The sequence below is a fragment of the Haematospirillum sp. H1815 genome, from assembly GCF_012102705.1.
GTDB lineage: Bacteria > Pseudomonadota > Alphaproteobacteria > Rhodospirillales > Rhodospirillaceae > Haematospirillum.
On sequence record NZ_JAAVTA010000008.1, the window covers coordinates 100,420 to 113,698 of the forward strand.

Annotated in this window: 12 protein-coding genes; 7 read left to right on the forward strand and 5 right to left on the reverse strand. The window is 55.3% G+C overall.

What is annotated here, in order from left to right:
• The first annotated feature begins 49 nt into the window (after positions 1–49).
• From lptF to rsmA, 5 genes are read left to right on the forward strand one after another with little or no spacing between them, the layout of a single operon-like run.
• Positions 50–1,186 (forward strand): LPS export ABC transporter permease LptF, encoded by a 1,137-nt coding sequence (gene lptF, locus HEQ60_RS07945; RefSeq protein WP_168071183.1) that lies wholly within the window; start codon positions 50–52, stop codon positions 1,184–1,186.
• 11 nt (positions 1,187–1,197) lie between these two features.
• Entirely contained in the window at positions 1,198–3,396 is a 2,199-nt protein-coding gene (locus HEQ60_RS07950) for an LPS-assembly protein LptD (RefSeq protein WP_168071184.1), read from the forward strand.
• 35 nt (positions 3,397–3,431) lie between these two features.
• Positions 3,432–4,742, forward strand: a complete 1,311-nt coding sequence (locus HEQ60_RS07955) for a peptidylprolyl isomerase (protein ID WP_168071185.1) — start codon at positions 3,432–3,434, stop codon at positions 4,740–4,742.
• Between the two features lie 43 nt (positions 4,743–4,785).
• On the forward strand, positions 4,786–5,808 hold the full coding sequence (gene pdxA / locus HEQ60_RS07960; protein ID WP_168071186.1) for a 4-hydroxythreonine-4-phosphate dehydrogenase PdxA: 1,023 nt from the start codon (positions 4,786–4,788) through the stop codon (positions 5,806–5,808).
• A gap of 15 nt (positions 5,809–5,823) precedes the next feature.
• A complete protein-coding gene (rsmA, locus tag HEQ60_RS07965; RefSeq protein ID WP_168071187.1) occupies positions 5,824–6,711 on the forward strand; it encodes a 16S rRNA (adenine(1518)-N(6)/adenine(1519)-N(6))-dimethyltransferase RsmA in 888 nt (295 codons plus the stop codon).
• A 10-nt stretch (positions 6,712–6,721) separates the two neighbouring features.
• Here rsmA and gmk read toward each other — a convergent pair whose 3' ends face one another.
• Positions 6,722–7,369, reverse strand: a complete 648-nt coding sequence (gmk, locus tag HEQ60_RS07970) for a guanylate kinase (RefSeq protein ID WP_209315472.1) — start codon at positions 7,367–7,369, stop codon at positions 6,722–6,724.
• Positions 7,370–7,411: 42 nt separating this feature from the next.
• On the reverse strand, positions 7,412–8,311 hold the full coding sequence (locus HEQ60_RS07975) for a YicC/YloC family endoribonuclease (protein ID WP_168071188.1): 900 nt from the start codon (positions 8,309–8,311) through the stop codon (positions 7,412–7,414).
• A 157-nt stretch (positions 8,312–8,468) separates the two neighbouring features.
• On the opposite strand from HEQ60_RS07975, the gene HEQ60_RS07980 reads away from it, so the two are divergent.
• Together HEQ60_RS07980 and HEQ60_RS07985 are read left to right on the forward strand one after the other, a co-directional pair.
• A complete protein-coding gene (locus tag HEQ60_RS07980; protein ID WP_168071189.1) occupies positions 8,469–9,251 on the forward strand; it encodes a 4'-phosphopantetheinyl transferase family protein in 783 nt (260 codons plus the stop codon).
• Positions 9,244–9,999: an SDR family NAD(P)-dependent oxidoreductase gene (locus HEQ60_RS07985; RefSeq protein ID WP_168071190.1), complete on the forward strand. Its 756-nt coding sequence runs from the start codon at positions 9,244–9,246 to the stop codon at positions 9,997–9,999. Before HEQ60_RS07980 ends, HEQ60_RS07985 begins: the two co-directional genes overlap by 8 nt.
• 19 nt (positions 10,000–10,018) lie before the next feature.
• Here the strand turns inward: HEQ60_RS07985 and HEQ60_RS07990 are convergent, their stop codons facing one another.
• From HEQ60_RS07990 to HEQ60_RS08000, 3 genes are all read right to left on the reverse strand, one after another.
• Complete coding sequence (locus HEQ60_RS07990; protein WP_322099315.1) at positions 10,019–12,415, reverse strand: EAL domain-containing protein; 2,397 nt, start codon at positions 12,413–12,415, stop codon at positions 10,019–10,021.
• 192 nt (positions 12,416–12,607) lie between these two features.
• Positions 12,608–12,808 carry a hypothetical protein gene (locus HEQ60_RS07995; protein WP_168071191.1) on the reverse strand — a complete coding sequence of 67 codons (201 nt, stop codon included), beginning with the start codon at positions 12,806–12,808 and terminating at the stop codon, positions 12,608–12,610.
• Positions 12,809–12,930: 122 nt separating this feature from the next.
• Positions 12,931–13,263: a DUF2794 domain-containing protein gene (locus HEQ60_RS08000; protein WP_168071192.1), complete on the reverse strand. Its 333-nt coding sequence runs from the start codon at positions 13,261–13,263 to the stop codon at positions 12,931–12,933.
• Positions 13,264–13,279 lie beyond the last annotated feature (16 nt).

Genomic DNA, 13,279 nt, shown 5'->3' on the forward strand with positions numbered 1-13,279 from the left:
AAATCGTGCTGGTTTCTGGATACAAAGCCGCTCTATACTCCGCCCCACGATGCGTACCATAACGTCCTATGTCCTGTTTCAGCTTGCTACCGGAACCATCTTGGTCACCGCCGGTCTGCTTTCTGTTGCCTGGCTCACACAGTCGCTGCGTTACATTGAACTGATTGTTACGCAGGGTGTGTCTGTCCACTCTTTCCTGACCTTGACCGGATTGTTGCTTCCAGGCTTCCTGTCCCTGATCATGCCCGTCGCCTTGTTTATGGTTGTTTTGTTTACATACAACCGCCTGAATACAGACCGGGAGCTTGTTGTTATACGTGCGGCCGGGGTAGGCCCGTTCGGCTTGGCGTGTCCGGCCCTGATTCTGGCTTTTGTCATGATGGCAGCTGGCTACAGCCTGACGCTCTGGCTGGGGCCGGAGAGTGCACGTTCCTTCAAGGAACTGCAATGGAGCCTGCGCAACGATGCATCAAAGTTGATGATCCAGGATGGTACTTTCAACGACGTTGCCACCGGCCTTACAGTCTATACCCGCGCCAGAACCAGCAATGGAGAGCTTCTTGACGTCATGATCCATGACACCAGAACACCGGGCAAGACAAACACAATTATAGCAGAGCGGGGAGCTATTGCTTCGTCGCCGGCAGGCCCCGTTCTGATTCTGGGCAAGGCAAGCAGCCATCAGGTCACCCTTGGGACCGGAACCATGTCACTGCTGGATTTCGAACGCCTGTCCGTCAACCTGTGGGATCAGTCCGGGAAAGAACACGAGCAGCGCTATCGTGAAGCACAAGAACGACCAACGCGCGAGTTGCTGACGGTCACAGAGAAAACAGATCTGACCATCCGCCCGGCTGATGTACCCCGTTTCAGGGCAGAAGCCATACAGCGGCTCTTTAATCCCATATCCTATATCTGCTTCGTGCTGATTGCCCTTGCTGGTCTTTTATCAGGTTCCTTCAGCCGACGTGGACATACACGGCGCATTGTGCTGACAGCAACGGCCATGGTTCTGGTGCAATCCGGGATCATCGGTGCCGGTAATCTGGCATCACACGCTACAAACCTTTTACCCCTTATTCCTGCCGCTGTTCTTTTGCCAACAGCGATAGCCTTGTTTATCCTTGCTCGCTCAAGCCAATCCATTAACGTGGCCTATTTCCCCAACCGGACCAGAATGTCATGACAAGACGTGGCATGTTACCATTACTTTCTCCGCTGACGCGCCCAATACCATCTTTCCTGTCAGGCATGATGATGTGCGCCACGGCCATTGCGCTATGCATTCCGCAGCAGGCGTGGAGTCAGATGTCGCCCCCCCCGCCGGCGGAGAACCGTGCGGAGGAACAGAAACCACGTGCGCATGTGACCGCCGATGAACTGATCCACGACAAGAACCTGGATACGGTTACAGCACGCGGAAATGTCGAGTTCCAGTACGGTGCGGTCATTCTGATCGCTGATACCATCAGCTATCAGCCTGGAAAAGACTTGGCTACGGCCAGCGGAAATGTGGTGCTGACAGACGAGGATGGTACTACCACATTCACGGACTATGCAGAGTTAACCGGAGATCTGAAGAACGGCTTTACTCACACCATCAAGGTCGTGCTGGCGGATGGATCACGCAGCCACGCTGAACAGGCGGTGCGCCATGAAGGGACATCGACAACCCTTGAGAATGCAGCCTACACACCGTGTGATGCCTGCGGCGATGATCCTGTCATATGGCAGATCAAGGCCGTACGGGTTGTGCACGACCAAAATGCCCGGGAGGTTCGTTATAACCACGCATGGCTCGAGCTTTTTGACGTGCCGGTCCTGTATACCCCGTACCTGTCTCACCCGGACCCTACTGTCAAACGCAAAAGCGGCTTTCTGGTTCCATCGTGGAAGAATAATAAAGATCTTGGTTCTGCCTTCAGTATACCGTGGTTTCAGGTTATCAATGACCAGCAGGATATAACCCTGACGCCCACAATAACTTCAAAGGAAGGGATTGTTCTTGGCAGTCAGTATCGTATTGTCAGACATAAAGCAGCTCTTTCTGCCACAGGGTCCGTAACCCGGGACAGTCGGGAACATGTCCGCAATCATCTGTCTGCCAAAGGACTATACGCCATAAACGATACGTGGCGCGCCGGTGCCGATGTTGATCTGGCGTCTGATCCGACCTACCTGCGGCGTTATGGCTTTGGGGCACCTGCTTTCCTGGAAAATCGGGGCTACGTCGAAGGATTCAGCCGTCGCAGCTATGCCGCGCTGGAAAGCTTCTACTTCCAGAATACAGGCGCCCCGCTGAAAAAGGGCTATGAGATCCCGTTTGTTACTCCGCTGGGCAGTATCAATTACAGTACAGAACCCGATAACAGGGGAGCATGGACAACGCTGGATATATCCGCTGCCAGCGTAAATCGCACATCAGGGCCAAAAAGCCAACGGGCAACGACAACGCTGGGATGGCATTTACCCTATGTCGGACCTGCCGGAGACGTCTGGAGGCTGGATACCAGCCTGCGCGGAGATGTGTGGCGTGTTGCTGATGTACCAGTCAAGGACAGCACCGATCATCGCTATACAGGGACCATAGGACGAGCCGTGCCGGAAGTTGCGCTGACGTGGAGTCTCCCCCTCGAGCGTACACATGAAGATTGGAGCGAGGTGCTGGAACCGACGATACAGGGTGTGGTCAGCCCACGTGGGGGCAATAACCGTAAAGTTCCCAACGAGGACAGCCTCGATTTCGAGCTTGACGATGTCAACCTGTTCTCGACCAACCGCTTCACGGGCTATGACCGCATTGAAGGCGGAACCCGGATCAACTATGGAATGCGCTATACTGCATACGGCACAAGAGTGGGGACCATAGACACCTTGGCAGGGCAGACGTGGCGGCAGCATCCTGATGGATTGTTTCAGGAAACATCCGGACTTCATGACACTTTCTCCGACTACGTCGGCAGACTGTCTGTTTATCCGAACAGCAATTTCTCAACATCCTGGCGTTTCCGACTGGATCGTGACAACGGTGAAATACGCCGCAATGACTTCAGCACAACAATCGGACCGGACGTCATGCGTACGACGGTTGGATATGTAAGCACGCAGCGCCCAGCGATTGAGGATAATACGACCGGCGAGCGCAAGGAGTTCTATAGTGGCGTGTCGTCACGTATCTCCCGGTACTGGAGCAGCGGTGTATCCGGACGTTGGGATGTTACCCGTAACGGGGGGCCAATCGCAACCCAGGGGCAGCTCGTTTATGAGGACGAATGCATTGGTGTTACCTTCCAGGCTGGTCGTAGATATACCTATGACAGGGATTATACTGGTGGAACATTTATCGGACTGGTCCTGTCACTAAAGACACTGGGCGACTATAACACACAGCTCTGAGACAATCGGGAATAGCAAGAGTAGCAAGGCATCCTATGATACACACCACACAGATAACCAATGTCGCATTACGATCCAGGCTTCCAGTGTCAGCTCTTGCCTTTTGCGTCGGGCTTTTATCGGTATACGGACCCTTGCCTGCTTTTGCTGTACAAAGTAGCCAGACTCAGCGCATCGCAGCCGTTGTCAACGACGAAGCCATAACATGGAAGGATGTTGATGAGCGGACATCCCTTCTTCTGCTGACCTCGCGCCTTCCGGACAATCAGGAAACCCGGCAAAGAATTATTCCTCGGGTTATTCAGGTTCTGGTCAACGAGCGCCTGAAAATGCAGCAAATCAAGAAGGCAGGGATAGAGATAGAGCCAACGGACATTGCAAATGCGAAACGCCAGATCGAGCGGAACAACGGCTTCCCGACCGGCGCCCTGGATGACTTGCTGAGGCATCAGGGCCTTGCTCCTCATATCCTGGAAACACAGCTCCGCGCTGATATAGGCTGGGTACGCTACGCACAGAGTACCCTGCGTCGTCAGGTTTCTGTTGAACCTGCTGAGGTTGATGCCGTCATCAGTACCATGAAGGATAACCTCGGACGCCCACAACGGCTACTGGCTGAAATTATCCTGCCTGTGACTGATCCGGCTGAAGAACGGCAGATGCGCGCCTTGGCCGATCGCTTGGTAGACCAGATCAGACAAGGCGCTCCCTTTGCTTCGCTGGCGCGCCAGTTCTCGGCTTCGGTCACGGCCGCTGTGGGCGGTGATCTCGGCTGGATCAGTACCGGAGCCTTGGAGCCCGAGATTGAGCGGGTTCTGGACACCATGTCACCGGGCATGCTGTCACAGCCTGTCCGTACGACCGGCGGCTATGCCATCATGCTGTTGCGTGAGGCTAGGGAACCCAGAAAGCAGAGCGCGGATGACATCAGAGTCCAGTTGAGCCAGATTTTCATGCCATTATCCGGTCCGGCAGCCGTACCCGAAGCCAAAAGGGCGGAGATTGCACGCTCTGTCCGGGACAGCGCCAGGTCATGCGCCGATATTGATGCAACGGCAGGGCAACTGAACCTGCCAGGATCCGGTGCCATAGGCAGCATGCGGCTTGCCGACCTGCCACCGCCGGTACGGGCTGTGGTCAGGGATTTACCCCTAAACACCCTCGGCGGCCCGGTTGAGGTTGCTGGAGGGGAGGCTATCGTTATGGTCTGCGATCGTCAGGACACAGCCGGCCTTCCACCACGGGAAGAGATTGAACAACGCCTGACGCTCGAGAGGCTGGAGCGGGTCTCCAACCGTGCACTCCGTGATCTGCGTCGATCCGCATTGATTGATATCCGGCGCTGAGATCAATCGTACCAATCACAACAGAACGGCGCACTGTACTGCCATGCACACAACACGCCCCCTCGCCCTGACAATGGGAGACCCTGCAGGAATCGGGGGGGATATTACCTTGAAAGCGTGGCTTGGGCGGAAACAGAATCCGGTGCCTGCCTTTGTAGCCCTTGATGATCCCGGGCGCCTGCAAGAACTAGCCTACAGGCTGGGACTGCATGTACCACTCGTAACGGTCAGCACACCGCAAGAGGCACAAGCCGTATTTGACCAGACCCTACCCGTGATCCCTGTGCCCCTTGCCAAAAAAGCGGTTCCGGGATACCCGGATCCAGACCATGCCGGTGCGGTACTGGACTCCATACGTATAGCCGTTCAGATGACGATGGCGGGCAAAACCTGTGCCATGGTTACAAACCCCATCAGCAAGAAGGTGTTACGTGAACAGGGGTTTGGCTTCCCCGGTCATACCGAGTTCCTGGCTAGCCTGGCTGGCCCTGATACACAAGCCGTCATGATGCTGGCCAACGAGAGCCTGCGGGTTATTCCCGTTACCATACATATTCCCCTGCGGGATGTTGCAAGCACCTTGACCACAGAGCACATCGTCACATGTGGGCATACCGCTGCACAGTCCCTGCGACAGTACTTTGCCATCCCTTCACCCCGGCTTGCCATTACGGGTCTGAACCCTCATGCCGGAGAGGGCGGGATCATGGGAACCGAAGAGCAGGATATTATCGAGCCTGCTGTTCAGCTCCTACGCCAAGACGGCATTGAAGCATCTGGCCCGCTGCCAGCTGATACCCTGTTTCACGCTGAAGCCAGGCAGCACTATGACGTTGTGCTGTGCATGTACCATGACCAAGCACTGATCCCACTCAAGGCCCTGGATTTTCATGGCGGGGTCAACGTAACCCTTGGCCTTCCCTTCATTCGTACATCACCAGATCACGGAACAGCATTTGCGCTGGCCGGGACCGGGAAGGCGCGCGAAACCAGCTTGGTTGCAGCCCTACGCATGGCCTCCGCCATGGCCGGGCGTTCTCCTGCCTCAGCTGCACATTCATCCTGAAAGTAACCTTGTGCCATGACGCCGTCGCATCCAGATTTCCCGGAACATCCCCTGTTCCCGCTTCCACCTCTACGCGAAACCATTGCCGCCCACGGCTTGATGGCACGCAAGAGCTTGGGGCAGAACTTTCTCTTTGATCTCAATCTGACAGGACGCATCGCCCGTAGTGGAGGTACCTTGGCTGCAGGTACGACCATAGAAATTGGTCCCGGCCCCGGGGGGTTGACCCGCGCCCTGCTGGATAACGGCGCACGCCACGTCATTACCATAGAACGTGACCCACGCATGCTGCCGGTCCAGCACGAGATTGCATCCGCCTACCCGGAACGTCTTGAGGTCATACAGGCTGACGCCCTTGCCATACCCGTGCATACCCTTGGCGCATCACCGCGGCGCATTGTGGCCAACCTTCCCTATAATGTCGCAACCCCGCTGATTCTTGAATGGCTGAAGCACATTCAGGCCTTTGAATGTCTGGTGGTCATGCTTCAAAAAGAGGTTGTCAACCGCCTGGCGGCACGACCCCGTACATCAGATTACGGACGCCTGACAATTATTACCCAGTGGCTGTGTACTGTTGAACCCTTGTTTGACGTCAATCCCCGGGCTTTTATTCCCCCACCAAAGGTTACATCGACGGTTGTCCGCTTGGTTCCGCGTCCAGCTCCCCTCGCCCCTTGCCGTTTTGACATGTTAGAGGCCGTCACCGCTGCTGCCTTTAATCAAAGGCGGAAAATGCTGCGATCAAGCCTGAAGGGCCTAGCGTCATACATGCCAAGCAGCATGACAACGGAAGACCTGTGCGCCGCCGCCAACATTGTGCCTACAGCACGCGCCGAGGAGCTGGACATTCCCCAGTTCTGCGCCTTGGCGAACAGCCTGAACCCCAGCCACACGCCATAAACGCCGCAGGTTATAAACCGCGCAGAGCGGCCACAAAGGTTTCCATTCCTCGCTGGCGAGACCGTTTCAGGCGCTCTGCCTCAAGGATGGAATGCACAGCGCGGATGCTTGCGTCAAGATCGGTATTAACCAGAACGTAGTCATATTCCGCCCAGTGCTCCATCTCGCTGCTGGCTTTGGCCATTCTTTTGCGGACAACCTCGTCTGGATCCTGAGCTCGCCCACGCAGGCGGCGCTCGAGCTCGGACAGCGATGGTGGCAGAATGAAGATGCGCACAACATCATCAGCTGCTTTTTCCGTCAGTTGGCGCGCACCCTGCCAATCAATATCAAACAGCACATCCTTCCCTGCAGCCAACGCTTTTTCGACAGGCTCCCGCGGTGTGCCATAGTGATTGTCAAAGACTTGAGCGTGCTCCAGGAAACTGCCGGCAGCAACCATAGCCTCAACATCGGCATGTGTCCGGAAGTGATAGTGCACTCCGTCAATTTCACCAGGGCGCGGGGAACGGGTTGTCACGGACACAGAAAGCTCAAGGCCACTCTCCTGCTCCAGGATTGCCTGCGCAATTGTGGACTTCCCTGCACCAGAGGGGGACGACAGGATCAACATCAAACCACGCCGGGACACGTGAGGCATATCAGGGGCAAACGTCATGAGATTTCCGCTGTATTGAAGAAAGGACACACCAAACAAAGGTTATTCAATATTCTGTACCTGCTCGCGCAGCTGGTCGATCACTGTTTTAAGAGCAAGGCCCAGCCGGGTCAGGTCCGCATCCTGGGACTTTGAACATAACGTGTTGGCCTCGCGATTGAATTCCTGACATAGAAAATCAAGACGACGCCCACAAACACCACCTGTTTCCAGAAGTTGCCGAGCCTGGGCAACATGGGCCAACAGACGATCCAGCTCCTCACGGATATCCAGACGTGTTGCAATCAAGGCCAGTTCCTGAGCCAAGCGTTCTTCAGGAACAGGAACCTTGCTGTCAAGCAACACAGCAAGCTGTTGTTCCAGACGACGACGGACAGACCCGGGACGGGCAGAAGCTGTCTCCCCGGCCTGCTGGATCAAGGACTCCAGACTGGCAAGATGTCCCTGCAGAACCGTGTACAAACGTGATCCCTCCTCACAGCGCACGGCAACCAAGCCCCCAAGCGCCTTGGATAGGGTCTCAAGGACCGCTGCAACAAGATCAGGTGTCTGGAAATGCTCCCCTGCTTCAGAAGGCTCGGCGTTCTCTTCGATAACACCACGAACCCGCAGCAGACCATCAAGACGCGGCTGCCCCACAGACGATGGCAGATCTTTAGCCAAGGCGATCAATGTTGCCAGCCACTCACGATTGATGGTCAGCCCTGAGGCAGAACGGGAGCTGTCATTCAACGACAATGACAAGGCGATGCTTCCACGCGACAGGCATTTCTGGGCCAGATCACGGGCTGGTGCTTCTATACTGTCCCAACCTTGGGGCCACCGTATCCGGATATCCAGCCCCTTTCCATTTACACTGCGTGCTTCCCAGACCCAAGACAGGGCACGGCCCTGATCCTGTCCCTGTGCGCTGGAAAATCCGGTCATACTGGTGATACCCACGAATGCTTCCTCTTTCCCCGGACTGTTGGATGGGACGGTTTATTCCACGACACGGCTCCATACACAACGGTTGACAATACTTTCACCGCTTTCACGACCGAATAAAACAAGGCATGCTTCGCAGCATATACCAAACACGCTTCCACACGATGGTTACATGCCCGATAACAGTACTCTGACCGATAGACTGATACCAACACTGTCACCTGCCATACCGGGTCTTGCCTGCTTTGCCTCTGTTTCATCGGTACAGGCATACTGGCCTCGTGGCTATGAAGGGCTGTCTACAACAGAACAGGACTCCGTCAGCCGTATGATCCGGGCAGAGGACAGGGCGCAACGCGCCGCTGCCCATATCCTCAAACGCAGGGTACTGGGGCACATCCTCGGCGTATCCCCCGAATGTCTTGAGTTTGATCAAGACAGGAACGGCAGGCCTTTCCTGCGTCACCCTGAAAGCACACTGGATTTCAACATCAGCCACGCCGGGAACTGGGTTGCCTTGTCCGTTATTTCCTGCCGCGCCCAGGCATGCGGCACAGGCGTGGATGTAGAAGCCCAGCGTCCTCAGCTGGACTGGACGTCATTATCAGAGGATTTTCTGTCCCCTGCGGAAATCCGGATTATGAACGAACTTGATTACGATCAGGGCCGTCTTTTTGCCCTGTCCCGCTGGAGCATGAAAGAAGCCATTGTGAAAGCAACCGGTGAAGGGCTTGGGGCCACCCTGAGTACGATAACGCCAACCGTTCATGCCGACGGCACATTCCACTGTAATAACCTGAATGGATATACCATTGCCTGCGATGGTCATCATGTTATGGGAGCAGCTGTTTTTCCGGACACAGTAAGAGCACAGGTTATAAGACTGGACAGCACGGGATGGGGGCAGGCAACTCCCGTAACCCAACCGCACAATAGCTCTGTAAGCCATGACTAAGACAGCAAACAACCCGCATACGCTGATAACGGGAGCCTCTTCCGGTATCGGCCAAGCCTTGGCCCTGGCCTATGCACAGCAGGGGCATGATCTGACCCTGACCGGTCGCAATCCAGAACGCCTGGAAGAAACGGCTACCATCTGCCAGTCCACGGGTGCATCCGTGCATACCAGTCTGACGGATGTAACAGATTGCGACGGTATGAAAGCGCTGATACAGGAGGCCGATGACAAAATTCCCTTGAGTCTTGTCATTGCCAATGCCGGCATTGGGGAAACATCATCACCACAGACCGTATTCGCCACCAATATCACCGGGGTTATGAACACGATCATACCTGCCTTGGACGTGATGAAACCACGCAGAAACGGGCAAATCGCGCTTATGGCCTCTGCAGCGGGTTTCCGGGGTTTGCCGTCAGCACCGGCCTATTGCGCCAGCAAGGCCTGTATAAAAGTTTGGGGCGAAGGCCTGCGCGGGGCACTGGCCACAGAGAATATAAGGGTTTCTGTTGTGTTACCTGGATTTGTAGAAAGCCGCATCACTGTGGTTAATCCGTTTCCCATGCCCTTTCTGATGCCTGCCGAGAAGGCAGCCCACCATATTGTGCGTGGGCTGGCAAAAAACAAGGGGCGGATCAGCTTCCCATGGCCTGTCATCCTGACCTCATGGCTTCTGGCAACCCTTCCCGATCCGTGGGCGGATCATCTCACCCGCCGCTTTCCACAGAAACCACGCATGGATTGAAAGAGAGAAAGCAGCCTTCTCAAGCGGGCCAGGGCATCACCCCATCCGGCACCAGACCGGCCTTGCGGGCAGCAACAAAATCAGCAAAATCCCTTGGCGGAAGGGGGCGGGCAATCCAGTACCCCTGGAAAGCATCACAGCCCATTTCACGCAGAAGATCGACGTGCTGTGTATGCTCCACACCCTCGGCAACAACACCAAAACCAAGGTTACGAGCCAAGGTAATAATGGTGGTGACAATGGCGGCATCACGCCCACTGCCGGACAAGTCACGAACAAATGTCTGGTCAATCTTGAGGGTATCAATCGGGAAAGTCTTCAACCAGGTCAGCGATGAATAACCCGTTCCGAAATCATCCATCGACAAGGTCACACCAAGATCCTTCAACTCCCGCAGAATACTGACTGCACGGGATACATCCCCTGTCATGACACTCTCGGTAATTTCTAGGTCAAGGCGTACCGGATCAAGCCCTGTCTCATCCAGAATCTGGCGTACACTGGCCACAAACCCCGGGTCCTGAAACTGACGCAGGGATACGTTGACCGATACACTGGGGACACCGATATCGCTGCGAAGCCAGTTGACCAGCTGCACACAGGCACGGCGCAAAACCCAGCGCCCTATAGGCACGATCAAACCGGTTTCTTCAGCAATGGGCACAAACTCTGCCGGACTCACCATACCATGAACCGGATGATGCCAACGGATCAGGGCTTCGGCGCCCCTGATTTTCAAGGTACCAGCATCCACCTTGGGCTGGTAATACAACTCCAGCTCACCACGTACAGAGGCCAGCCTGAGGTCATTTTCAAGGCCAGGATGGACACCTGCAGCAGCAGACATGGACGAGTCATAGACCGTATACCGGCGCACAGCGTGCTTCTTTGAAACCTGCATCGCAACATCTGTGTTGCGCAAGACATCGCCTGCAGTCAGGCCGTCATCAGGAAAAAGAGCAATCCCTATGGATAATTGACAGAACTGCTCTGTCCCGGCTAACGAAAAAGGTTCCTGCAAAGCATGCAGAATGCGTTCGGCCATCGCAACGCCAGCTTGGACTGTTTCAACCTCGGGCATCAGAACCAGAAATTCGTCACCACCCAGACGCCCGACACTGTCTTCTGATCCAACACACTGATTGAGACGACGGGACAAAAGCCGCAGCAACTCATCGCCCGCTGCGTGCCCCCATGCATCATTAATGGTCTTGAATCGATCAAGATCAACCAAAAGGACGCAGCCCTGTTTGCCTTCCCTACATGCTGTCTCCAGTGCAGACTCAAGACGCTCCATCAAAAGACGCCGGTTGGGCAGGCGGGTCAGCAGATCATAGTTGGCATGAAAACGAACCCAAGCCTCATCATTCTTCCGCGCTGTTACATCTGAAAGACGAATGACAAAGTGGGTAGCCTGCCCATGATCATCATGCACGGCCGAGACAACAGCCTCTGCAGGAAAGGGGTCACCATCACTGTCACGGATGAACAACTCACCCGCCCAATGCCCCGAAACACGAACCGTTTCCAGGATACGATCCAGATAGTCAGGGTCGTGCAGCCCCTCGGCGAGCAAACGCAGGGGCTTTACTTCCACGACATCCCCCGAAAGCCCCGTCATGCATACAAAAGCCGGGTTGGCAGCATGCAACCCCCCGCTCTCATCAAGCAGTACAATGCCTTCGCGTGTGCTTTCAAAAACACGGACCAACAGGCGCAAACGTTCGTCTGCTTCCTTACAGGCGGTGATATCACGGACTATCGCCTCGTAAAACAATGGCCCCCCACGATCATCAACCACGCAACTGATCTCCTGCGACACCCAAAGGATTACATGATCCGGGCGTGATACCATCATCTCAAAATCGCGGACATAACCCCGCTCTTGCGCCAAGGCAAATAACTCTATACCGCATGCAGGATCAACATAGGAAGGAAATGCACCGACAGGCAACGGTGCAATCAGATTTCCACTACCAGGGTATCCCAGAAGCGCAGCAAGATCCGGACTGACATAAACACAGCGTCCATCAGGCGTAAGGCGATACACGCACCGCGCTGAGGCTCCTGCCCCGGGACAATGAGCAGAAGGAAAGAATGCGCTTGAACAAGCAAGATAATCATCTAGCGGCCTGACCCGCCATACATCTGCAAAGACACCATCACCCACGCCTGGTGCGTTACGGATGAGGGAAACGTTAACCCTGGTATGGCGTCCATTCTTCGCGAGCAAACCAACCTGGAATCCGGCCTTTTCTCCACGCTCCTTTTCCCTGTCGGGCAGCTGGATCAGCGAAGACCATGCCTGGCCGCACAAAGCACGCGCAGACAGACCGGACAGAGCCTCCATCGTCGCATTGACCTGCACAACAAAGCCATTCCGGACAACAACCAAGGCATCAGGAAAAGACCGCACGAAAGAGTCCGGGAGAACGGGTTGCGACGACAGAACGCAGGCGGTCAATCAAGAAACCCCCCTGACTGAATGCTTGCATGTGATCGGTTTATCTGGAGACAAGGTAAATACACAATAGGAAAAGAGGAAAAGCAGAGGGAAACAATCCCATACATCAAGCCCCGCATAGAACAAAGAGGAGCCCGGAGCGGATCAGTCTCCCTGCCCTACTGCCAAAAGAATCGTCCCAACCATCAGAAGAGCGGCAAGACCAAGACCAATATGCTGGGCCACGCGCGACACATCCTGAAACCCCACAGCGGAGACAGCCAAGATACCGATAAACGCAAGAAGGCCAACCAAGCCTACAAAGACCACGCCAAGCGTTTTTCCGGCAACAGAACCGTGGGTCATAACACTCTCCCTTACATCCATGACATCGTCAGGATAATACACCCTTGATTTCATCAAAGAACAGAAAAGACAAGAGGATATGGAAAAATTAGCGCCGCAGACGCATACCAACCCGGCATCCGTTACACAGCCGCCGAAATGCGCCTGAAGCACCCCAGAACTTCCGAAAGATTGCGACTCTGCCGGACCCGCCGACTTTCGTCAAAAAGTGTATACACAACATGGCCCGACACAGCGCGCTTTGTCAGCACACAAACAGGACGTTCGCCGGCATAACGACACACGGCAAACCACGCCTGCCCACCATCACTCCCGATGGCATAATCACGCCAGCCTCCCCGTGAAACACAGTCTGCATAAACCCCGAGAAGGGCACTCATCTCGTCCCGATTGAAGAACACAGCCATACCATGACGGCAGGCGCGATAGCCAGCCAAGGGAACGACCTGGGTCATAGCGCCTCCTGTACAG

Excerpts from the sequence above, each read along its gene's own strand:
- HEQ60_RS07980 (WP_168071189.1), top strand. The coding sequence starts at position 8,469 with ATGCCCGATAACAGTACTCTGACCGATAGACTGATACCAACACTGTCA.
- HEQ60_RS07995 (WP_168071191.1), bottom strand. The coding sequence starts at position 12,808 with ATGACCCACGGTTCTGTTGCCGGAAAAACGCTTGGCGTGGTCTTTGTA.
- lptF (WP_168071183.1), top strand. The coding sequence starts at position 50 with ATGCGTACCATAACGTCCTATGTCCTGTTTCAGCTTGCTACCGGAACC.
- gmk (WP_209315472.1), bottom strand. The coding sequence starts at position 7,369 with ATGACGTTTGCCCCTGATATGCCTCACGTGTCCCGGCGTGGTTTGATG.
- rsmA (WP_168071187.1), top strand. The coding sequence starts at position 5,824 with ATGACGCCGTCGCATCCAGATTTCCCGGAACATCCCCTGTTCCCGCTT.
- HEQ60_RS07950 (WP_168071184.1), top strand. The coding sequence starts at position 1,198 with ATGTTACCATTACTTTCTCCGCTGACGCGCCCAATACCATCTTTCCTG.
- HEQ60_RS07955 (WP_168071185.1), top strand. The coding sequence starts at position 3,432 with ATGATACACACCACACAGATAACCAATGTCGCATTACGATCCAGGCTT.
- HEQ60_RS07985 (WP_168071190.1), top strand. The coding sequence starts at position 9,244 with ATGACTAAGACAGCAAACAACCCGCATACGCTGATAACGGGAGCCTCT.
- pdxA (WP_168071186.1), top strand. The coding sequence starts at position 4,786 with ATGCACACAACACGCCCCCTCGCCCTGACAATGGGAGACCCTGCAGGA.
- HEQ60_RS08000 (WP_168071192.1), bottom strand. The coding sequence starts at position 13,263 with ATGACCCAGGTCGTTCCCTTGGCTGGCTATCGCGCCTGCCGTCATGGT.